Here is a 21,631-nt window from a genome sequence, read left to right as displayed (position 1 = left end):
GGTCCCCAACTCAGCCCTGCCCGACTTCGCTTGGACTCGATTCGATGACCGAATTACCGGACCTGGTGGCCGGTGCTCTCGCCGCCGGCACGCTGTCCGCGCTGGCGCTCGGTGCCGGGCTGATGCGGTCTCGGCGTCAACGCGCCCTGCAGCGCGCCGAGATAACCGAGCTGCGGGACCGACTCGACAGTGTTCAGGCGGCGTTGGCGGCCGAGGTCGAGCATCTGGCACTCCAGCGGATTCCGGCCGCCGCCCGGCATCTCACGCATCCGCGGGTCGCCGTTCCGGGGCCCGGGCAGCCGCAGTTCATCGGCTCGCCCCTCGGGATCGCCCTCGAAAGCGCGCTCAGCTCGGCGCGTTCGGAACTCGCCGCACAGCGCACCCGCATCGACGCCGCAGCACAGGCCGGGATGCGCGGGGCAACCCGCGAGATCCAGGCCGCGCTGTACCGCTTGCAGGACGCCCTGCGCTCGCTCCAACAGCGGTACGACGACCCCGAGTTGGCGCAGACCCTGTTCATGCTGGACCACGAGAACGAGCAGTCGCTGCGCCGTGCGCAGGTCACGGCCGTCGTGTGTGGTGCCTGGGTCGGGCTCGCGCGTGAGGAGTCGCACCTCGTCGAGGCGGTCACCGGTGGCCAGGCCCGGCTCGCCGGGTACCACCGGGTGCGGGTCCACAACCATCTCGAAGTCGGTACCGCGCTCGTCTCGCATGCCGTCGAACCCGTCGCGATCATCGTCGCCGAGCTCCTCGACAACGCGCTGCGGCACTCCTCCCCGGACACCGACGTCTTGGTCAACCTGGAGCACGTGCACCACGGCGTCTGCGTCACGGTCGACGACGCGGGGGTCGGGATGACCGAGGACGAACGCGACCGCGCCCGGCGGATGGTGGCCGGTTCCGACCCGATCCTGCTCACCGACCTGGGCGACCCGCCGCGCATGGGGTTCGCCGCGATCGGCCGTCTGACCCGGCAGTTCGACCTGAGCGTCGACGTGTCCTCGCCCTCCCCGTACGGCGGCGTCCGCGCGGTCCTGCGCATCGACAGCCATCTCCTCAGCCGTATCGACCCCGAGCGGCGGCCGCCCGCGGCCGGCGCCCCGCGCTCGACCCGCCGGGCCCCCGCACCCACCCGCACGCCCGCCCCCGCACCGGCCCACTCCTACGGCTCCGAGCGCGACGAACGTGCCGTAGCCGATGCGTCCGGGCATCACGCCGTACCCGATGCGGGCGGCCTGCCCCGGCGTCGTCGCCGGACCCCGGCCGCCGCACCGGCAGTACCGGTCGCGCCCGAGGCACGCCAACCCGAGCGCCGTCCGGAGCAGGCCGCCGCCGCGCTCGGCGCCCTCCAGTCCGGTACCGCCGCCGCGCGCGCCGCGATGGACGACGCCGGGACCGCCGCGGCGGAGCGGGCCGCGGCACCCGAAGCAGTGACAGCGCACGAGACACATCAGACCGACTACGAAGGGGGAGCGGCTAGATGATCAGCCGCGATGGGGGCGACACGGCATGGGTGCTCGATCCGATCCTGGAGGTGCCGCATGTGGTGGCGGCGGTGCTGTTGACCCGGGACGGGCTGGTGCGGGGGTACACCGACGCACTGTCCCAGGCCTCGGGCGAGCGGGTCGCCGCGATCACCAGCACGGTGCAGGGGGCGTGCCGTACCGCCGCGGCGGCGTTCGCCGACCGGGAACGGGCCGAGATACGGCAGGTGGTCATCGAGTCGGACCACGGCTATGTGCTCATCGTCCCGACGGATCACGGGACTTGTGTGGCGGCCTACGGCGACACCGAGGTGCGGCTGGATCTGCTGGCGCACCGGGTGCACTCGCAGGTGGCGCGGCTGGCTGAGAAGGCGATGGCCGCCGCTCCGCGGGGAGTTGACGGCGGCGCACCGGCATGACGGGCCGCCGCGGCGGCCGTCCTCTCGTTCCCGCGTATCTGTCGACCGGCGGTGTGGCCCGGCCCAGCCGCCCTCATCTGGAACGGCTGACGGTGCTCAGCGGCAGCGGCGAGCCCGTCCCGGCCGACCTGCCCGCGGCTCAACTCGCCCTGCTGGACGCCCTGTACGGAGGTTCGCTGACGGTGCTGGAGGCGGCGGCCCTGCTGGAGCTTCCCGTGTCCGCGGTGCGGGTCCTGGCCGCCGGTCTTCTCGACCGGAGCCTGGTGCTCGCACGTGCCCCGATCCCGCCCGCCGAACGCTTCGACCCCGACCTGCTGAAGAGAGTCGCAGATGGCCTACGCGCCCTCAAGCACCACTAGCGGCAGCCCGACCGACGGCCTCCATCTGCCGGACACAGCCCGGGAGTTGGTCAAGATCCTGATCGCGGGACCCTTCGGGGTGGGCAAGACGACCCTCATCGACTCCGTGTCGGAGATCCGGCCGCTGCACACCGAGGAACGGCTCAGCGAGGCGTCCGTCCACGTCGACGATCTCGACGGGGTGCGGGAGAAGTCGACGACGACCGTCGCGATCGACTTCGGCCGGATCAGCCTGCCGGGCGGGATCGTGCTGTACCTGTTCGGCACCCCCGGGCAGGAGCGGTTCCGGGCACTGTGGGAGGACATCGCTTACGGCGCGCTCGGGGCGCTCGTCCTGGTCGACAGCCGTCGCGTCGACGCCTCGTTCGACGTGCTCGGCCTGGTGGAGGAGAGCGGCCTGCCGTACGCCGTCGCCCTCAACACCTTCCCGGACGTGCCCCGGCACCACACCGAGCAACAGCTGCGCGCCGCCCTGGACTTGGCGCCCGGCACACCGCTGGTGACCTGTGACGCCCGGGACGCGGACTCGTCCCTCGACGCGCTGCTCGCCCTGGTCCAGCATCTGATCGACCGCGACCCTCCGGAGCACCGGTGACCACTACTTCCCCCGTCGGCCCCGCCCGTCCCATCCGGCTGTGGGAGGACGGCTTCGCGCTGGATCCCTACGGCTACTACGCCGCCCTGCGCGCCCAGGGTCCGGTCGGCCGGGCCGAACTCGCCCCGGGCGTACCGGCGTTCGTCGTCACCGAGCGGCGGGCCGCGCTGGAGCTGCTGCGCGACACCGACACGTTCTCGCACGATCCCCGGCCGTGGGAGACGACGGTCGCCGAGGACTCGCCGGTCCTCGGGATGATGCGCTGGCGGCCCAACTCCCTGTTCGCGGACGGCGCGGCGCACGTCCGCTACCGTGGCGCACTGATCGACGCCTTCGAGCGGATCGAGCCGCACGACCTGCGGGCGCGGGTGCACCGGGCGGTGCATGTGCTGGTGAGCCGGATCGGGCCGCGCGGACAGGCCGATCTGGTGGGCGATTTCGCCCGGCCGCTGATGGCGCTGGTCTTCAACAGCCTGTTCGGGCTGCCCGACAGCCAGAGCGAGCGGCTGGACCGGGCACTGGGCAAGATGATGGAGGGCGGCCCCCAAGCGGCCGAGGGCGAAGCCGAGTTCGGCGGCTACGTGCTCGAACTCATTGCCGCCAAGGCCGAGTCGCGCGGCGACGACCTCCCGAGCTGGCTCCTCGACCATCCGGCCGGACTCACCCCGGAGGAGGTCACCTGGCAGGTTTTCCTCACCCTCGGCGCCGGGCACGAGCCGACCGCGAACCTGGTGTCCAACGCCCTGTCCCGCATCCTCGGCACCTCGGTCTACTACTCCACCCTGACCAGCGGCGCCCGACCGGTCATGGACGCCGTGGTGGAGGTCCTGCACCACGAGACCCCGCTGGCCAACTACGGGATCCACTACGCCCGTTCACCCGTGACGTTCCACGGCGCGCGGATCCGTCCCGCGATCCCGGTCGTGGTCTCGTACGGCGCGCTCGCGCACTTCGCCGAGCAGGAGGTCGTCACCGGCCGGCATCCCAAGGACGCCTCGCACCTGTCGTGGTCGGCGGGCCCGCACACCTGCCCGGTCGGACAGCACACGCTGCTCATCGCGACGGAGGCGATCGAACGGCTCACCCTGTGGCTGCCGGACCTCGAACCCGTCGTACCGCGCGAGGAGTTGACCTGGCGCCCCGGTCCCTTCCATCGCTCGCTCACGTCGCTGCCCGTGCGGTTCAGCCCCCGCTCCCCCGACCAGCCAGGAGACCTGTCGTGACCGTGTCCGACCGCATCGCCCTCGACCCGTTCGGCGCCGACATGGCCGCCGAGAGCGCCAAGTTGCGTGCCCTCGGCCCGATCGTGCCCGTCGAACTCCCCGGAGGCATCCCCGCCTGGGCGCCCACCGGCTACGACACCCTGAAGGAACTTATCCTCGACCCGCAGGTCAGCAAGGACCCCCGGCTGCACTGGAACCTCTGGTCGGAGATGGGCGAACACCCGTCCTGGGGCTGGGTGTTGGGCTGGATCGGCGTCATCAACATGCTCTCCACCTATGGCACCGACCACACCCGCCTGCGCAAACTCGTCGCGCCCAGCTTCACCCACCGGCGTACCGAGGCGATGCGCGCCCGGGTCGAGACGATCACCGTAGAACTGCTCGACGCGATGGCGGCGGACAACGCCGAGGTGGTCGACATCAAGGCAGCGTTCGCGCACCCGCTGCCGATGCGGATCATCTGCGAACTGTTCGGTGTGCCCGACGAGTTGGTGGACGACACCGGTCGGCTGATCGCGGCCATCATGGACACCTCGGACCCGTCCCCGGAGCACGCGGCGTTCGTCCAGCAGCAGATCGGCACGGTCCTGCCCGCACTGATCGCCCACCGCAGTGAGCACCCCGGCGACGACCTCACCACCGAACTGATCCGGGTCCGCGACCAGGACGGCGACCGGCTCAGCGACGAGGAACTGCTGTACACACTGCTGCTGGTGATCGGCGCGGGCTTCGAGACGACGGTCAACCTCATAGGCAACGCGATCGTCGCCCTGCTCCGCCGCCCCGAGCAGTTGGCGGACGTACGCGCCGGGAGGATCGGCTGGGACGCGGTCGTCGACGAGACCCTGCGCGTCCACCCGTCGATCGCCTCACTCCCGCTGCGGTTCGCGGTCACCGACCTCACCGTCGGCGAGGTCACCGTCCCGGCCGGGGACGCCATCATCACGACGTTCGCCGCGGCGGGGCTCGACCCCGCGCACTACGGCCCGGACGCGGACGTCTTCGACGCGGCCCGCGGTGCCGACGACCACCTGTCCTTCGGCATCGGCGTGCACCGCTGCATCGGGGCGCCGCTCGCCCGGGTGGAGGCCCTGACCGCGCTGCCCGCGTTCTTCGACCGCTTCCCGGCCGCCCGGCTCGCCGTCGACGCGGACGAGCTGCGCCAGGTGCCGTCCTTCATCGCCTTCGGCTGGCAGGAAGTGCCGGTACGGCTGCGCGGCTGAGCCACGCACAAGGGCGGAACCGCCCCGCCGCGGCCACAGGGGGGTGGGCCGCGGGCGGAGCCGGTCCTGCCCGGGTTCGGGGGAGAGACCCGAGCGCTCTCGTCGGCTTCCCCTGATTCGCCGGGGTACACACCGGTCGGGCTGTCCGCCCGCAATGGGCCCGCGCGGCGACCCGCGCGCCCACGGCATAAGCTCGACAGGTGGCCAAGTACTTCGACGTGCATCCGGACAATCCGCAGCCCCGCACCATCTCCCAGGTCGCGGACAGCGTCCGCTCGGGTGCGCTGATCGCGTACCCGACCGACTCCTGCTACGCGCTGGGCTGCCAGCTGGGCAACCGTGAGGGCATGGAGCGGATCAAGACGATCAGGCATCTGAACGACCGGCACCACTTCACGCTGATGTGCCAGAACTTCGCCCAGCTGGGCCAGTTCGTGCACATCGACAACGACGTGTTCCGCGCCATCAAGGCCTCCACGCCCGGGAGTTACACGTTCATCCTCCCGGCGACGAAGGAGGTGCCGCGCCAGCTGCTGAACACGAAGAAGAAGACCGTGGGCGTGCGCATCCCCGACCACGTCGTCACCCAGGCCCTGCTGGCAGAGCTGGGCGAGCCGCTGCTGTCCAGCACCCTGCTCCTGCCCGACGAGGAGGAGCCGATGACCCAGGGCTGGGAGATCAAGGACCGGCTCGACCACGTGGTGGACGCGGTGGTCGACTCCGGGGACTGCGGCACGGAGCCGACGACCGTCATCGACTTCTCGAACGGCGAGGCCGAGATCGTCCGCAAGGGCGCGGGCGACGTCTCCCGCTTCGAGTGACCCCGGTTCCTCTTCGGGTGACCCCGGCGGAGGGGCCGTAGGCGAGCGTGCCACGATGATCGGAACACGCCGCTCCGGGCCGGCTGTCGGCCCGGCGCCCATCCGCAGGGAGGCACCCCCACCATGACCGCCGTACAGGGCACAGCCGTGGACATCCCCACCGAGGACGGCATCGCGGACGCCTATCTGGTGCATCCCGGTGACGAGACTCCCCGTCCGGCCGTGCTGCTCTACCAGGACGCCTTCGGGCTGCGTCCGCACCTGAAGTCGATGGCCGACCGGCTGGCCGAGGCCGGCTACACGGTCCTGGTGCCGAACGTGTTCTACCGGCAGGGGCGCGCGCCGGTGGTGGAGCTGCCCGAGTTCATCGACCCGCACGAGCGCCCGGAGATCTTCGAGAAGCTCGGCCCGCTGCTCATGGGGCTGACGCCCGACCTGGTCGAGCGGGACGCCGGCGCGTATCTGCGCTGGCTGGCCGAGTCACCGTTCGTCGCGGACGGGCCGGTCGCGATCACCGGGTACTGCATGGGCGCCCGGCTGGCGCTGTACACCGCCGGCGCCTACCCGGACCGGGTCGCGGCAGCGGCCGGTTTCCACGGCGGACGGCTGGCCACGGACGACCCGACGAGCCCGCACCTGGCCGCCGAACACATCACCGCCGAGCTGTACTTCGGCCACGCCGACCAGGACTCCTCGCTGCCCGAGGACCAGATCAAGCGGTTCGAGGACGCGCTCACTGCGGCCGGTGTCCGGCACCGCTGCGAGGTCTACCCGGGTGCGCAGCACGGCTACACGCAGGCAGACACCTCGTCGTACAACGCGGAGGCCGACGAGCGTCACTGGGTCGCGCTGCTCGACCTGCTGGACCGCACGTTCTGATCGACGGACCGCTTTCACTGAATCAATCCAGGTGCCCACGGCGCGAGTTGCCGTGGGCACCTTTCGTTCAACTCATTGACATGCCCGCGCCTCGGCGCGACTCTGAGAGCGCTCTCACGCAGGTACGGACCAATTTTCGTACACCCCCCACACGGAGGTGAGTAGTGCTCGCCAGACTCATGCGACGGCTGGGTGCCGCGACCGCGGTGGCCACGATGATCGCGCTGGCCACACCGTTGACGGCGGACGCCGCGGTGCCCGCCACGATCCCGCTGAAGATCACCAACAACTCGGGCCGCGGTGACGCGGTCTACATCTACGACCTGGGCACCAACCTGACCACCGGCCAACAGGGTTGGGCCGACGCCAACGGCACCTTCCACGCGTGGCCGGCCGGGGGCAACCCGCCCACTCCGGCGCCGGACGCGTCGATCGCGGGTCCGGCGTCGGGGCAGTCCACGACCATCCGGATCCCCAAGTTCTCGGGCCGCCTCTACTTCTCGTACGGCCAGAAGCTGGTGTTCAAACTGACCACCGGCGGTCTGGTCCAGCCGGCCGTGCAGAACCCGACCGACCCGAACCGCAACATCCTCTTCAACTGGTCCGAGTACACGCTCAACGACTCCGGACTGTGGATCAACAGCACCCAGGTGGACATGTTCTCCGCGCCGTACGCGGTCGGGGTGCAGCGGTCCGACGGGAGCACGGCTTCCACCGGGCATCTCAAGTCGGGCGGTTACACCGGGTTCTTCAACGCGCTGCGCGGGCAGCCGGGCGGCTGGGCCAACCTGATCCAGACCCGGTCCGACGGCACGGTTCTGCGAGCGCTCTCACCGACGTACGGGATCGAGACGGGCGCTCTACCGAGCACCGTGATGGACGACTACATCAACCGTGTCTGGTCGAAGTACTCGTCGTCGACGCTGACCGTGACGCCGTTCGCCGACCAGCCGAACACGAAGTACTACGGCCGGGTGTCGGGCAACGTCATGAACTTCACCAACAGCTCCGGGGCGGTCGTCACGACGTTCCAGAAGCCGGACGCGGCCAGCATCTTCGGCTGCTACAAGTACCTCGACGCCCCCAACGACCTTGTGCGCGGGCCGATTTCACGCACGCTGTGCGCGGGCTTCAACCGGTCCACACTCCTGGTCAACCCCAACCAGCCGGACACCACCACGGCGAACTTCTACGTGGACACGGTGACCAACCAGTACGCGCGCAAGATCCACGCGCAGATGGCCGACGGCAAGGCGTACGCGTTCGCGTTCGACGACGTCGGCGCCCAGGAGTCCCTCGTCAACGACGGGAACCCGCAGCAGGCCTACCTGACGCTGGACCCGCTGAGCTGAGAGAAACCGGAACACCCCGCACGCCTGGGGGCGCGTGCGGGGTGCCGGACTCACGGGTGGATCAGCTGGTCGTGACGGCGGTGTCGTCGATGACGAAGCTGGTCTGGAGCGAGGAGTCCTCGACTCCGCTGAACTTCAGGGCGACCGTGGTACCCGCGAAGGCCGACAGGCTGAAGGACTTCGCGACGTACCCGCTGGCCGCGTTGAGGTTGGAGTACGTGGCCAGAGTGGTCGATCCGGCGGTGACCGTCAGCTTGTCGTAAGCGGTGCTGGTGGTGGTCTCTGCCGTGTCGATGTGGATGTAGAAGGTGAACGTCGTGCCCGTGCAGCCGCTCGGGATCGTCACCGACTGGGTCAGCGTGTCGGTGTGGGTCGAGCCGTAGCCGTCGAGCCAGGCCTTGTACGAACCGGCGTGGGCCGCCTGGTCGGTGTCATTGGTGATGACGCCGCTGGTGGCGGTCCAGGTGGTCGCACCCGACTCGAAGCCCGCGTTGCCCAGCAGCTGGGTCGAGGTGCAGGTGCCTCCCCCTCCGCTGGAACTCACGGTCCAGGTGAAGGACGCGGTGCCCGTCGCTCCCGTGCTGTCGGTGACGGTCACGGTGGAGCTGTAGGTGCCCGCGGTCGTCGGGGTGCCGGTGATGGCGCCCGTGGTGCTGCTGATCGACAGGCCGGTCGGCAGTCCGGTCGCGGCGTACGTCAGCGAGCCGCTGTTGGTGGAGCTGGCCGAGACCTGCAGGCTCACCGCCGTACCGACGGTCGAGGACTGGCTGCCCGGGTTGGTCACCGTGACACCGCTGGTCGGCACGGTGATGTGGCTGCCGACGTTGATGCCGGCGAAGGCGTTGCCGACTCCCGCGTACTGCGCGGACGTTGTGCCGTACAGGGCCCCGGCGGCGCTGAGCGCGGCGGTACGGGCGGAGGCGTAGTTGGTGCTGGACGTCATGTACGTCGTCAGCGCCTTGTACCAGATCTGCAGGGCCGCGGCCCGGCCGATGCCCGCGACGGCGACACCGTCGGAGGTGGTGCTGGTGTAGGTCGTGCCGTTGATGACCTTGGTGCCGCTGCCCTCGGAGAGCAGGTAGAACATGTGGTTCGCCGGGCCCGAGGAGTAGTGGACGTCGAGGTTGCCGACGCCGGAGTACCAACTGTCCGCGGAGCCGCCGTCCTTGCTCGGCTTGTCCATGTAACGCAGCGGCGTGCCGTCGCCGTTGATGTCGATCTTCTCGCCGATGAGGTAGTCACCGACGTCGCTGCTGTTGTTGGCATAGAACTCGACGCCGGTGCCGAAGATGTCGGAGGTCGCCTCGTTCAACCCGCCTGATTCACCGGTGTAGTTGAGCCCGGCGGTGTTGGAGGTGACGCCGTGGCTCATCTCGTGCCCGGCCACGTCCAGCGAGGTCAGCGCGTGCGTGCTGCTGGTGCCGTCGCCGTACGTCATGCAGAAGCAGCTGTCGTCCCAGAAGGCGTTGACGTACGCCGTGCTGTAGTGGACGCGCGAGTACGCGGCGACGCCGTCGTTCTTGATGCCGCTGCGGCCGAACGTGTTCTTGTAGAAGTCCCAGGTCATCTGCGCGCCGTAGGCCGCGTCCGCGCCCGCGGTCTGGGTGTTGGAGCCGGCGCCCGTCCCCCAGACGTCGTCCGCGTCGGTCATCAACGTGCCGGTGCCCGACGTGCCGTTGTTCAGGCTGTACGTCTTGTGGCCGCCGCGCGTGGTGTCGTAGAGCTGGTAAGTCGAGCCGGACAGCGTGGTGTTGAGGGTGACCGTGCCGCTGTACTGGGTGTTGCCGGTCCCGGTCTGGATGCCCTCGAAGCGGGAGAGCTCCTTGCCGGTGGTGGCGTCGGTGATGACGTGCAGTTGGCTCGGGGTGCCGTCGTCCTGGAACCCGCCGACGACCGTCTCCCAGGCGAGCTTGGGAGTGCCGGTGCCGGCCCAGATGACCTTGCGGGCACTGTCGGTGCTCGGCGCCTTGGCGTCGAGGGCCTTCGCGGTCGTCAGGGCCTTGGTCTCGGCGGCAGCCTTGGCAACGGACGCGGTGGTCGAGGGGACCGTGAGGGTGTGCTTGTTGTTGAAGGTGGCACTTACGGTGCCGGTCGCCTCGGTGGCGGGCGGTGTGTGCACCACAAGGTCGCCGCCGAGGACGGGGAGACCGGCGTAGGTGCGCTCGTAGCGGGTGTGGACGGTGCCGTCGTTGTCCTTGACGACGTCCTTGACGACCAGCTTCTCCTTGGCGCCGAGGCCGAGGGTGCGGGCGGTCGTCGTGCTGTTCGCGGTGGCGCTCTTCACCAGGGCGGTGCGCTGGGCCGGGGTGAGCTTCGCCTCCAGGCTGCCGGTGAGCAGCGGACTCGGGTGGGGGGAGGCGGGCTTCGCGGTCGCCGGCACCGACTGGATGCCGACGGCCAGGAAGGCGGCGGTGGAGACCAGGGCTCCTACCGCCATCCGCTTGCGGGGGATGCGTCTCACTCTTACTCCTACTGCGACGACCGCGAACGCGGCCGGTGACAGACCGGACAGCCGGGTCTGCTGTCCGGGAAGAGCTGAGCTGTGCGGGACCGACCGAACCTTGACCGATCCGTGGAGGATCCGTGGGGGTGGTGCGTGGAGAATGGCAGCATTGACCCGTCCATGTCACGCAGGTCAGGGGCACTCAAGGGTTTTCCCTCTGTCAGGGATTTCGCTACAAGTTCCGAAATTATTCGTGACGGCCGAGCCACGCCGACGAAACAGACCCTCCCTAACGTCGCAGTCAGCCACAGAGGTCCCATCAGCCGCATTACGGCCGTCGGACCGATAACGCTGCTTTCCCCGAAAATCCCGGAACCCGAATACGGCGGGGCTCCGGAATTCCCTTCACTGTCCTCAGCGCCCCATGAGACAGGAGCCCCCGAGTGTCCGACCCCTCCCGCCGCGGTGTCCTCAGACTGTCCGCCGGCACCGCTCTGCTCGGCGCCCTCGCCCTCACGGGCTGTGGGCGCGGCGACACCACGACCGCCTCCGCGAAGGCCACGGCCAAGTCGATCGACGACAAGCCGGCCACCGGCACCGTCAACGTCTGGGCCGCCCAGGGCGACGCCGATGTCCTCGACAAGGTGATCAAGCCCTTCAAGGCCGCGAACCCCGACGTCACCGTGAAGTTCACGCTGATACCGAACTCCGAGTACTACACGAAGCTCCAGGCGGCGATCGCGGCGGGCAAGGGCCCCGATGTGGCCCAGTTCTTCCCCGAGTCGCAGGCGCAGTTCCTCGACCCCTCGATCCTCCGGCCGGTGCCGGACGGACTCGTCGACTCCGGCGCCTTCTTCACGAGCCTGTGGGACGCGGGTCTGGTCAAGGACGTGGCCTACACGGTGCCTTGGTACGCGTACACGTACGCCCTCGTCTACCGCGCGGATCTCGCCAAGAAGGCGGGTGTCGAGGCACCCAAGACGTGGGCCGAAATGGTGCCGTTCTTCAAGGCGTTGAAGGGCGCCGGAGCCGTGCACGGGCTCGGGGCGGACAACGGCTGGGACATCTTCAACGGCCAGGACGTCGCGATGTACGCCTGGCAGGCGGGCGGCAATCTCCTCTCGTCCAGCGGGAGTTGGACCCTCGACACACCGGAGATGGTCGACGCCCTGAAGTACAACGCGTCGTTCTTCACCTCGGGTTCGGCCGACACCGCGACGCCCACCTTCCTCGACGCGCAGCCGTACTTCGTGTCCGGCAGGACCGCCACGATGATCACCGGTCCATGGGTGCTCGGGCAGCTCGACACCGCCGCGAAGAAGACCGGCTGGACGGCGGCCCATGTCGCCACGGCTCCCCTGCCGGCCGGTGCCTCGGGCAGCATCTCCTTCTCCGCCGGGGGGACTTGGGGCGTTCTCGCGGACAGCGGGAACACGGACGCGTCATGGAAGTTCGTCCGGTACGTCTCGAAGCCGAGCACGCAGGTCGCGCAGTACTCGGCGTACGGCTCGCTGCCCGCGGTGATCTCGGCCTGGGACGCTCCGGCCGTCAAGAAGCAGCCGCTCCTCGACGCCTTCCTCACCCAGCTGAAGAACACCAAGGCCTTTCCCCAGGTGGGCACTTGGCAGCAGGTCGCCACCCGGCTGGGCAAGGAGATGGAGACCGTCGCGAAGGGCACGCAGACCGCGGAGAAGGCCGCCGCGAGCATCCAGGCGTACGCCAAGAGCCTCGGCACGGGCGCGGAGTGAGCCGCGGATGACCACCACGCTCGTCCCGGGAGCGCGGCGCCGGGCACGCAACTCCCGTCGCACGGCGGTGGCTTGGCTGTTCCTCGCGCCGTTCGCCGTCGTGTTCCTGCTCTACACCGCGATCCCCACGGTGGCCGCGCTCGGCTTCAGTCTGACCGACCTGCGCGGTTCGGACCTGCGCCACCCGCTCGCGGTCGACTTCACCGGCCTGGACAACTACCTGCGCCTGTTCCAGGACCCGACCTTCCTGCGGGACATCCTCAACACCGGCGTCTTCGTGGCCGTCGGTGTGCCGCTCACCATGGCGATCGGCTTCGCGCTGGCCGTCGCGCTGAACTCCGGGATCCGGCGACTGCGCGGAGTGTTCCGTACGGTCTTCTTCGCACCGGTCGTCACCAACGTCGTCGCGGTCGCCCTGATCTGGCAGTACGCCTTCAACGCGGGCGGTACCGTCAACAAGGCGCTGGGCTACGTCGGTCTCGCCGGGCCGAACTGGCTGGACGACCCGCACCTCGCGATGCCCGTGGTGATCCTGCTCGGCGTGTGGCGGAACTTCGGCACCGCGATGGTCCTGTTCCTCGCCGGGCTCCAGGCCGTACCGGAGGACGTGTACGAGGCCGCCGCGCTCGACGGGGCAGGCCGCTGGCGGCAGTTGAGGCACATCACCCTGCCGCTGCTGCTCCCGACCACCCTCATGGTGTCGGTCCTGCTGACCGTCTTCTACCTCCAGGTCTTCGACGAGCCCTATCTCCTCACGGACGGCGGCCCGTTGGGGTCCACCGAGTCCGTATCGCTGTACACCTACCACCAGTTCGGGTCCGGTCAGCTGGGGACGTCCTCGGCCGCGTCCTTCGTGATGCTGCTGCTCGTGCTGCTGGTGAGTGTCGTCCAGTTCCGACTGCTGAGGCCCCGCACATGACCGCCGTAGCCGCGTCCTTGACCGACGCCGACGCCGACCTGATCGCCACCGGCGCCGAGGACCGGATCGCCGTACCCACACGGTCCGTTGGCCGCCCCCTGCTGTACGGCGCGTTGGTGCTGTGCGCGCTGCTCACGTTGCTGCCCTTCTTCTGGGTGGTCAGCGGTTCGCTGCGCGGTCTCGACGAGATCCGCTCCGACCCGGGCGCGTGGCTGCCGCAGCACGTCACGCTCGAGAACTTCGTCCGGCTGTTCCGGACCGAGGGCTTCGGGCGGTTCCTGACGAACAGTGTCCTGGTCGCCCTCATGGTGGTGATCGGCAACATCGTGGCGGCCTCGGCGGCCGGATACGCCCTGGCCAAGCTGGAGTTCGCGGGCAAGCGGCTCGCGTTCGGGGCGGTGATGGCGGCGATGATGGTGCCGTTCACGACGGTGTTCGTCACCCAGTTCGTGATCACCGTCGACATGGGTCTCGCCGACACCCTCACCGGCATCGCGCTGCCCGGTGTGGCGCTGCCGCTGTCGGTGTTCATCATGCGGCAGTACGCGCAGTCGGTGCCCGACGAGTTGCTGGAGGCGGCGCGCATCGACGGCGCGGGCGAGTTCCGGATCTTCTTCCGGATCTTCCTTCCGCTGGCCGGTCCTGCGGTCGCGACGATCACGATCATGTCGTTCCTGAACTCGTGGAACAACTTCATCTGGCCGCTCATCGTCGCGCAGAGCACGGCGAGTTACACCCTCCCGGTCGGCCTCGCCGCCACCAGCCAGGCGGCTCAGCACGTCACGGACTACGGTCTGGTCCTGGCCGGCGCGATCGTCGTGATGCTGCCGGTCCTCGTGCTCTTCCTGTTCCTGCAGCGGTACTTCGTGCAGGGGATCGCCGGATCGGGGATGCGGTGACGCAGGTGACCGGGACCTGTGGGTTCGCGCCCGTCCCACGGGGCAAGTCCGAGGAGGTGGAGGGGTGTTGATGTCGGGAATGAACCAGAGCGCCGTGCGGCGCGTCAACACCTCGGTCGTCCTGCGCGCGCTCGCGGTGTCCGCGGGGCCCACGACACTGACCGCGCTCGCCGAGGGGGCCGGTCTGTCCCGCCGTACGATCGAGCTGATCCTGGACTCGCTCGTCGAAGCGGGCTGGGTGGCCGAGCTGGAGCGGATACCGACCAGCGGCAGCGCCGGGCGACCGGCCCGACGGTACGAACTGCGCGCGGAACACGCCCTGTTGGCGGCCGTCTACATCAACACCGCTGACGCCTCCGCCGTGATCGCCGATGTCCGCGGCCGTATCGTCGGCCGAGCGCACCGTCCGCTGCGGGCCTACCAGGACCCTCATGTCACGCTCGACGACGCGGCGACCCTGGTCCGGGAGGCGCTCGACGACGCGGGCGGATCACCGGAACGGCTGCGCGCCGGTGCGGTCGCGGCCGGTGGCGCCATCGACGACGAGGGAGTCGTACGACGACTCGTCCACACCACGCGCTGGGAAGGTGTGCATCTGCCGAAGGAGCTCGGGCGGCGGATCGGGGTGCCGTGGTTCGCGGACAACGACTCCAACCTCGGTGCGCTGGCGGAGCGTTGGCGCGGTGTGGCCGGTGACCACGACAACGTGGTGTGGGCGATCCTCGGCAACCGCACCGGCCTCGGCATCCTGATCCGAGGGGCCGTGCACCGGGGCCTGGACGGCGCGGCGGGCGAGATCGTCGAGGCGCGGTCGATCCCGACCGGCGCGATCGCCGACCGCCCCGTGGCCTGGCTGAGTTCGCCGGAGGCGGAGCAACGCACGGTGGCGCTGGCCCGCTTCGAAGCCGCCCGGGTCGGCGACGCCCAAGCACTCGCCGAGGTCGACGAGTTCGTCGAGAACATCACCTCCATCCTCACCACCCTGTCGTGGACGGTCGCGCCCTCGCTCATCGTGCTCGGCGGCGGTCTGCAGGACGCGGCCGATGTGCTGCTCCCCCGGGTGCGCGAGGCGATGCGCGTCGCCCGTACCCCCGCGATCGAACTGCGCGCCACCGGCCTGGGCCGCGACGCCGCACTGATCGGCGCCGTGAAGCTGGCACTCGACCGCATGGACACCGAGCTGTTCGGCCCCCTGGTCCCCAGCTCCTAACTCCCCCCACAGCAAACGACTTTGGAGTCTTCCTGTGACCGACACCCCGCACACCGACGTCCTCATCGTGGGCAGCGGCATCATGGGTTCCGTGGTGGCCCGGCTGCTGCGGGAGAGCGATCCGGGGCTGGCCATCACGATGGTCGACGGCGGCAGCGCGATCGGCGAGGCACCGGGGCTGCATCTGCACGACGTGGCCGATCCCGCCGTCTGGTCGCGGTACAACGAGCGGGTCGAGTCCGGCATCCAGGGCATGTACACCGGCGCCGAGGTCGTGCGCGAGGTCGCGGACGACCTGGCCGGCCTCGCGCCCGGCATGTTCCACGCGCTGGCCTTCGGCGAGGACGCCGAGGCGATGCCCGCGACGGCGCTGGCGTGGAACGCGGGCGGCATGGGCGTGCACTGGACCGCCGCGACCCCGTGGCCTGCCGGTCCGGAGGTCTTCGACTTCGGCGACCCGGCCCGCTGGGCGGCGGACCTGGACACCGCGCGCCGTCTGCTTGCCGTCTCCCCCTCCCCCATCGGCCCGACCGAGGTCGGCCGGACCGTCCTCGACGTCCTGCGCCGTCGCTACGACGCCACCGCACCCGCCGACCGACGCCCGCAGCCGATGCCCATGGCCGTCACGGCGACGGACTCGGGACCCATGCCACGCACCGCGCCGGGGACGATCTTCCCGCCGATCGCGACAGGCAACGACCCGACGTTCACGCTGCTGACGGGGACCCTTGCGACCCGGTTGCTCGTCTCGGACGGCCGTGCCACCGGCGCCCGAGTACGCCGCGTCGCCGACGGCACGGAGTCCGAACTCCACGCGGACACCGTGATCGTGTGCGCCGACGCGCTGCGCACCCCCCAACTGCTCTTCGCCTCGGGCATCCGCCCCGAGGCACTGGGCCGCTACCTGAACGAGCACGCCTTCATCACCGCCCAGGTCCTCCTGGATCTCGACCGGTTCGGGATCGACATCAACGACCTGCCGCTCCCGCGCACCGGGGAGTTCAGCACGGACTCGCTGTGGCTGCCGCAGAACGGGTCGGCCCAGCCGTTCCACGGCCAGATCATGAACCGGACGTACGTCGACGAGCACGGCCGCCCCCTCGCACACGCCATAGGCCTGTCGCTGCTCGTCCCGGTCGAATCGCGCCCCGAACACCGGCTCGTCTTCTCCGAGTTGGAGACCGACCTCGCCGGACTGCCGCGTATCGGCGTCGAGTTCGCCTACACGGATATCGACCGTGCTCTGATCGACCGGGGACTCGCCGAAGTCCGCTCCCTGGCCGAGGAGTTCGGCCCCTTCGACCCCGCGACCGAACTCGCCCTGCTCCCGCCCGGCTCGTCCCTGCACCTGACCGGCACCGTCCGCTCGGGCACCGTCGACGACGGGACCAGCGTGTGCGACCCGGACGGCCGGGTGTGGGGCTTCGACAACCTGTACGTCGCCGGCACCGGTGTGATCCCCACACCGATGGCCGCCAATGTGACGCTGACCGGCGCGGTGACGGCCGTACGGGCCGCCCGTGCCGTGACCACCCGCACCGCGCCGCTCGCCGCGCGCTGAGCGGAAGCCCGAACGTGAAGGAAACCCGAACGTGATCGACATCGTGAAGGAATACCGCGTGGCGCTGCCGGCGTGGATCGACGACGAGTTGGCCGACGTGCCCGTCGTCGTCCCCGGCCGCGAGGAGCGGATGCGCCTGGTGCACCGGCTCGCGGACCGCAACTGGCGGGAGGGCAACGGCGGTCCGTTCGCGGCCCTCGTCGCCGAGCGCGACACCGGCCGGATCGTCTCGGTCGGCGTGAACGTCGTGCTCGCCTCCGGAGTCTCCAGCGCGCACGCGGAGGTCATGGCGCTCGGCCTGGCCCAAGTGGCCACGGGCGGCTGGGACTTGGGCGCCACCGGACTCCCGACGCACGAACTCGTCGTCAACTGGCGCCCCTGCGTGCAGTGTTACGGCGCCACCCTGTGGTCCGGGGTGCGCGGCCTGGTGGTCGCGGGCGAGGGACCGGAGCTGGAGGAGATCACCACGTTCGACGAGGGCCCGCTCGGCGCGGACTGGGCCGAGCAGTTCGAGGCGCGGGGCATCGAGGTCGTAGGAGACGTTCTCCGGGACGAGGCGCTGACCGTGTTCCGGAACTACCGCAAGGCCGTCGACGAAGCGGACGGTGTCGTCGTCTACAACGCGCGCGGAGGTGCCGAGTGACCCCGCGTTTCGCGACCGACGTCGTCACCTTCTACCACCCGCACTTCTGGGATCTGCCCTCCGCTGACGCCGTACGGGCGTGGGCGTTGGTGCACCCCGAACACTTCTGGGAGCGGATCATGGACGCGCTGGACGAGGCCGGCGTCACGGGCATCGAACTCACCTTCGCGCCGGGCGACATCGAGTCGGCACTACGAGCCTTCGGCAGTGCGCAGGCCTTCCGCCGCGAGCTGGTGTCCCGCGGCCTGGCCGTCGTGAGCGCGTTCGTCGCCGGGGAGGACAGCCCCGACTGGCTGGACCCGGACAACCTGCCCGCGATCGTCGCGGACGCTGAACGACGCGCGGCCTTCCTCGTCGACGTGGGGGCCGAACTCCTCGTCACGGGCCTCCCCATGCGCACCACGTTCGGGACGCGCCCGCCCCTCTTCGTCGACGCCCCGTACATGACCCGCATGGCCGACATAGCGCACGCGGTGGGCGAGGCCGTCTCTCGGCAGGGCGTGCGGCTCGCCGTCCACACGGAGTCCAACAGCACGCTCTGGTACGAGCGCGACATCGACCTGTTCATGGCCTTCACCGATCCGCGCTACGTCTGGCTGTGCCCCGACTCCTGCCATATCGCGCTCGGCGGAGGCGATCCGGTGGCCGTGGCCCGCCGTCACGCGCAGCGCGTCGCGCTGGCGCACTGGAAGGACGCGGTCAGGCCCATCGACGTGGAACTCACCATCGACGAGACCGTCTTCGCCCAACAGCAGCCCTACATGGCCGAGTTGGGCTCGGGCATCGTCGACTGGAAGGGCTGGGCCGACGTGATGTCCCGTACGCCCGGCGCCGACACCGTGCTCATCGAACTGGACGAGGCGGCCGATCCCGTCGCCGCGTTGCTGGCGGGGAGGGCGGTGGCGTCGTCGGTACTGCCGTGATCTGTCACCCGGTGCGGTAGCGATGGGAGCGCGTCGAGGCTGTGCAGGATCTTGGCGCGCAGGGGTGCCGTGCCGAGGAGGCTGATCTCGTCGATGATGGTCAGGGCCTCGATCCAGGCGTCGCGGGCGGCGTCGGATTCGGCCGCGGCACGGTGGGTGTCGCCCAGGTCGGCGAGGCTGGTGGCCTCGTGGAAGCGGTCGTCGGTCTTGTGGAACAGGTCGATGGCCTGCCGGTAGCACTCGACGGCCTGCGCGTACTCACCGAGGTGCTGGTGGATGTAGCCGAAGCTGCCCCAGGTGTAGGCCTGCCCATTGAGGTCCCCGATCTCCTCGACCAGCGCGAGGGCCTGCCGGCTGTGGTCGAGGGCCGTCTGCGCATGGTCGCCAAGCCTGACCTGGTACCGGCCGATATGGTCGAGGGCGACGGCTTGCCCGAGCCGGTTGCGCACGGCCCTGTAGTGCGCGAGCGCCTCGCGGGCGTGACCGAGCGCCTCCCGGAACTCACCACGGTCCGAGGCCACCCGCCCGAGGTGTTTGTGGATGCGGGCCTGGCCGGTGTGATCGCCGAGTTCCCTGAACAGGTCCAGGGCGAGGGCGTAGTGGGGGCGGGCGTCCTCGGGATGGTTCAACTGGGTGTGGGCGAGGCCCAGTCCGCGGTATGCCTGAGCCTGTCCCTTCATGTCGTTCTGTCGCCGCGCTGCTTTCAGGGCGGTCGTGTGCGCGGCGGCCAGCGCGGGCCAGCGGCCCTGCCGGTTGAGGAGCGTGGCGACCGCAGCGGCGAGTTGCCAGGTGTGGGCCTCGAAACCGGCGGGGGCCTGCTCCACGGCGGCCAGGACGACGGAGTGCTCGGCGGTGAACCAGGCCAGCGCCTCCCGGCGATTACCCAACTCCTCGGGCCTGGCTCCCGGTTGGGCGGGGTCCAGGGTGATCGGGTCCTGTCTGCGGGTCAGCAGGGCGTCGGCGGCGTGGGCGGTGTGGAGGTAGTGGTCGAGCATCCGGTGGGTCGCCGAGCGCCGGGTGGTGTCGCTGTCGTGGGTGGCGATCAGTTCGGTGGCGTAGGCGCGCAGCAGGTCGTGGAAGGTGTAGCGGCCCGCGATGTGTTCGGTGAGCAGGTTGCCGCGGATCAGCTCGGTCAGCAGGGCGCGGGTCCGGGCGGGCGGCAGTCCGGCCAGCGCTGCCACGGCGGGCAAGGCGGTGTCCGGTCCGGGATGCAGCCCGAGCAGCCGGAAGAGCTGGGCCGCGTCCCTGCTCAGCGCCTGGTACGACCACGAGAGGACGGCCCGTACCTGGGTGGCCGGGTCCCCGTCCCCGCCGTCCAGGGCGTCCAACCGGCCGTCGGCAGCGCGCAGTTCGTGGGCGAGGGTGCCGAGCGGGATGTGCGGCCGGTCGGCGGCCCGGGCGGCCACGATCGCCAGCGCCAGAGGCAGTCCGGCGCACCGGGTGACGATCTCGTCGACGGCGGTGGGCTCGGCGGCGGTCCGGCGGACACCGAGGCGGCCGGTCAGCAACTCCCGTGCCTTGACTGTGGTCAGCAGGTCCACGGCCAGCAGGTGCGCGCCCTCGGTCGCGGCCAGGCCGGCGAGCCGGTTGCGGCTGGTGACCAGTGCCAGACAGCCGGCCGCGCCGGGCAGCAGCGGGCGGACCTGTGCGGCGTCACGGGCGTTGTCCAGTACCACCAGCACCCGACGACCTGCCAACAGACTTCGGTAGAGGCCGACTTGCGCGTCCAGGCCGTTCGGGATGCGGGCCGGTGGCACCCCGAAGGCGTCCAGGAATCCCCGAACCGCCTCGGTCGGGTCCACCACGGAGCCACCGGCGTCGAATCCGCGCAGGTTCACGTACAACTGCCCGTCGGGGAAGGATTTCCGCACCCGGTGGGCCCAGTGCACGGCCAGCGCCGTCTTGCCGACCCCGGCGGTACCCGACACCGCCGAGATGACCACCGCGGCCTGCGGCACCGGGTCGGAGTCGGCCGTAGTGGGTAAGAAGGCGTCGAGCTGGGCGAGTTCACTGTCACGGCCGGTGAACGCTGCTACAGCGAGGGGCAGTTGGGCGGGGACCGCACACGGCGACGCCGATGGCCCGGGCGGCGGGGCAAGGGCGGTGTCCTGGCGCAGGACGGCGGTCTGGATGTCCCGCAGCGCCGGGCCGGGTTCGATGCCCAACTCCTCGCCCAACCGGCCGCGGGTCCGATGGAAGTGGTCCAGCGCTTCGGCGGAACGGCCGCAGCGGTGCAGCGCGAGCATCAACTGGCCGGCCAGCCGCTCGTCCAGGGGGTGCGCCTCCGCGCGGGCCGACAGTCCCGGCAGCAGCGCGGCGTGCTGCCCCAGCCGTAACCGCAGGTCGCCCAGGTCGAGTTGGGCCGCGAGCCGTTCCTGGGTCAGCGTGTCGCGCAGGGCGTTGAACCAGGGTGCGTCCAGAGCGGTGAAGGGCTCCGCTCGCCATAACCCCAGGGCCTGTTCGAGGAGAGCCGCGGCGCGGGTGTCGTCGTCGGTGGCGCGGGCCTCGGCGGCCGTACGGCGGAAGGAGTGCAGGTCCACGGTCACGGCGTCGGAGGTGGTGAGGGCGTAGCCGCCGGGCCGCCGCGCGATGACCGCCTCGCCGGTGGCGGCCAGGGCCTGTCTCAGTCGGGAGAGGTAGCTGTGCAGGGTGGTGCGGGCCTGTCGGGGTGCGTGAACTCCCCAGACCCGTTCGGTGAGTTGGCCGGTCGTCACCGGACGGTCGACGTCGACCAGGAGCACCGCAAGCACACCCCGTTGCCGGGCATGGCCCAACGCGACCGGCCGGCCGTCGATGTGGGCCTCGACGCTGCCCAGCACCCCGAATTCCACCGTCATCCCGACCGCCTCCCCCGCGATTCAAGAATTGTCCAGCGTTTGTCCCTGACCCGCCCGACACCTTGGTGCATGGCAGCAGTCGACCACTGATCG

17 protein-coding genes and 1 pseudogene are annotated in these 21,631 nt (G+C 70.4%); 16 read left to right on the top strand and 2 right to left on the bottom strand.

Translation table 11 applies throughout. The annotated features are described in order from the left end of the window. Positions 1-44 precede the first annotated feature (44 nt). The 9 genes from OG504_RS49755 (at position 45) to OG504_RS49715 (ending at position 8,355) form a co-directional block, all read left to right on the top strand. Entirely contained in the window at positions 45-1,484 is a 1,440-nt protein-coding gene (locus tag OG504_RS49755) for a sensor histidine kinase (RefSeq protein ID WP_405995768.1), read from the top strand. Further along, entirely contained in the window at positions 1,481-1,903 is a 423-nt protein-coding gene (locus tag OG504_RS49750; protein ID WP_405995767.1) for a roadblock/LC7 domain-containing protein, read from the top strand. The genes OG504_RS49755 and OG504_RS49750 overlap by 4 nt, the downstream gene beginning before the upstream one ends. Continuing rightward, positions 1,900-2,262 carry a DUF742 domain-containing protein gene (locus OG504_RS49745; protein ID WP_405995766.1) on the top strand — a complete coding sequence of 121 codons (363 nt, stop codon included), beginning with the start codon at positions 1,900-1,902 and terminating at the stop codon, positions 2,260-2,262. Before OG504_RS49750 ends, OG504_RS49745 begins: the two co-directional genes overlap by 4 nt. Continuing rightward, on the top strand, positions 2,234-2,857 hold the full coding sequence (locus OG504_RS49740; protein ID WP_405995765.1) for a GTP-binding protein: 624 nt from the start codon (positions 2,234-2,236) through the stop codon (positions 2,855-2,857). The genes OG504_RS49745 and OG504_RS49740 overlap by 29 nt, the downstream gene beginning before the upstream one ends. Continuing rightward, positions 2,854-4,080, top strand: coding sequence for a cytochrome P450 (locus OG504_RS49735; protein ID WP_405995764.1), 1,227 nt, complete (start codon positions 2,854-2,856; stop codon positions 4,078-4,080). Before OG504_RS49740 ends, OG504_RS49735 begins: the two co-directional genes overlap by 4 nt. Next, on the top strand, positions 4,077-5,303 hold the full coding sequence (locus tag OG504_RS49730; protein WP_405995763.1) for a cytochrome P450: 1,227 nt from the start codon (positions 4,077-4,079) through the stop codon (positions 5,301-5,303). The genes OG504_RS49735 and OG504_RS49730 overlap by 4 nt, the downstream gene beginning before the upstream one ends. A gap of 200 nt (positions 5,304-5,503) precedes the next feature. After that, positions 5,504-6,124: an L-threonylcarbamoyladenylate synthase gene (locus OG504_RS49725; protein WP_405995762.1), complete on the top strand. Its 621-nt coding sequence runs from the start codon at positions 5,504-5,506 to the stop codon at positions 6,122-6,124. A gap of 123 nt (positions 6,125-6,247) precedes the next feature. After that, positions 6,248-7,003 carry a dienelactone hydrolase family protein gene (locus OG504_RS49720; protein WP_405995761.1) on the top strand — a complete coding sequence of 252 codons (756 nt, stop codon included), beginning with the start codon at positions 6,248-6,250 and terminating at the stop codon, positions 7,001-7,003. Between the two features lie 164 nt (positions 7,004-7,167). After that, positions 7,168-8,355 (top strand): glycoside hydrolase family 64 protein, encoded by a 1,188-nt coding sequence (locus tag OG504_RS49715; protein ID WP_405995760.1) that lies wholly within the window; start codon positions 7,168-7,170, stop codon positions 8,353-8,355. 61 nt (positions 8,356-8,416) lie between these two features. Here OG504_RS49715 and OG504_RS49710 read toward each other — a convergent pair whose 3' ends face one another. After that, positions 8,417-10,792, bottom strand: coding sequence for a M4 family metallopeptidase (locus tag OG504_RS49710; protein WP_405996619.1), 2,376 nt, complete (start codon positions 10,790-10,792; stop codon positions 8,417-8,419). A gap of 449 nt (positions 10,793-11,241) precedes the next feature. Between OG504_RS49710 and OG504_RS49705 the strand changes: the two genes are divergently transcribed. From OG504_RS49705 to OG504_RS49675, 7 genes are all read left to right on the top strand, one after another. Beyond that, entirely contained in the window at positions 11,242-12,546 is a 1,305-nt protein-coding gene (locus OG504_RS49705; RefSeq protein WP_405995759.1) for an extracellular solute-binding protein, read from the top strand. A 7-nt stretch (positions 12,547-12,553) separates the two neighbouring features. Then, positions 12,554-13,465, top strand: coding sequence for a carbohydrate ABC transporter permease (locus OG504_RS49700; protein ID WP_405995758.1), 912 nt, complete (start codon positions 12,554-12,556; stop codon positions 13,463-13,465). After that, positions 13,462-14,364: a carbohydrate ABC transporter permease gene (locus OG504_RS49695; protein WP_405995757.1), complete on the top strand. Its 903-nt coding sequence runs from the start codon at positions 13,462-13,464 to the stop codon at positions 14,362-14,364. The genes OG504_RS49700 and OG504_RS49695 overlap by 4 nt, the downstream gene beginning before the upstream one ends. 79 nt (positions 14,365-14,443) lie before the next feature. Next, positions 14,444-15,574 carry an ROK family protein gene (locus tag OG504_RS49690; RefSeq protein WP_405996618.1) on the top strand — a complete coding sequence of 377 codons (1,131 nt, stop codon included), beginning with the start codon at positions 14,444-14,446 and terminating at the stop codon, positions 15,572-15,574. Between the two features lie 34 nt (positions 15,575-15,608). After that, a complete protein-coding gene (locus tag OG504_RS49685) occupies positions 15,609-17,135 on the top strand; it encodes a GMC oxidoreductase (protein ID WP_405995756.1) in 1,527 nt (508 codons plus the stop codon). Positions 17,136-17,166: 31 nt separating this feature from the next. Further along, positions 17,167-17,778 (top strand): nucleoside deaminase, encoded by a 612-nt coding sequence (locus OG504_RS49680; protein WP_405995755.1) that lies wholly within the window; start codon positions 17,167-17,169, stop codon positions 17,776-17,778. Beyond that, positions 17,775-18,701, top strand: coding sequence for a sugar phosphate isomerase/epimerase family protein (locus tag OG504_RS49675; protein ID WP_405995754.1), 927 nt, complete (start codon positions 17,775-17,777; stop codon positions 18,699-18,701). The genes OG504_RS49680 and OG504_RS49675 overlap by 4 nt, the downstream gene beginning before the upstream one ends. 107 nt (positions 18,702-18,808) lie before the next feature. Here OG504_RS49675 and OG504_RS49670 read toward each other — a convergent pair. After that, positions 18,809-21,538 (bottom strand): annotated as a pseudogene (locus OG504_RS49670) (BTAD domain-containing putative transcriptional regulator); the annotation flags it as partial. Between the last annotated feature and the right edge of the window lie 93 nt (positions 21,539-21,631).

The organism is Streptomyces sp. NBC_00986, assembly GCF_045162565.1.
In the GTDB taxonomy this organism is placed as follows: Bacteria; Actinomycetota; Actinomycetes; order Streptomycetales; family Streptomycetaceae; genus Streptomyces.
This window is presented reverse-complemented; position numbering and strand designations above follow the sequence as displayed.

Bases quoted from the DNA above. Each gene is read 5' to 3' on its own strand.
- OG504_RS49755 (WP_405995768.1), top strand. From the start codon at position 45: ATGACCGAATTACCGGACCTGGTGGCCGGTGCTCTCGCCGCCGGCACG.
- OG504_RS49750 (WP_405995767.1), top strand. From the start codon at position 1,481: ATGATCAGCCGCGATGGGGGCGACACGGCATGGGTGCTCGATCCGATC.
- OG504_RS49745 (WP_405995766.1), top strand. From the start codon at position 1,900: ATGACGGGCCGCCGCGGCGGCCGTCCTCTCGTTCCCGCGTATCTGTCG.
- OG504_RS49740 (WP_405995765.1), top strand. From the start codon at position 2,234: ATGGCCTACGCGCCCTCAAGCACCACTAGCGGCAGCCCGACCGACGGC.
- OG504_RS49720 (WP_405995761.1), top strand. From the start codon at position 6,248: ATGACCGCCGTACAGGGCACAGCCGTGGACATCCCCACCGAGGACGGC.
- OG504_RS49710 (WP_405996619.1), bottom strand. From the start codon at position 10,792: ATGGCGGTAGGAGCCCTGGTCTCCACCGCCGCCTTCCTGGCCGTCGGC.
- OG504_RS49700 (WP_405995758.1), top strand. From the start codon at position 12,554: ATGACCACCACGCTCGTCCCGGGAGCGCGGCGCCGGGCACGCAACTCC.
- OG504_RS49695 (WP_405995757.1), top strand. From the start codon at position 13,462: ATGACCGCCGTAGCCGCGTCCTTGACCGACGCCGACGCCGACCTGATC.
- OG504_RS49690 (WP_405996618.1), top strand. From the start codon at position 14,444: ATGAACCAGAGCGCCGTGCGGCGCGTCAACACCTCGGTCGTCCTGCGC.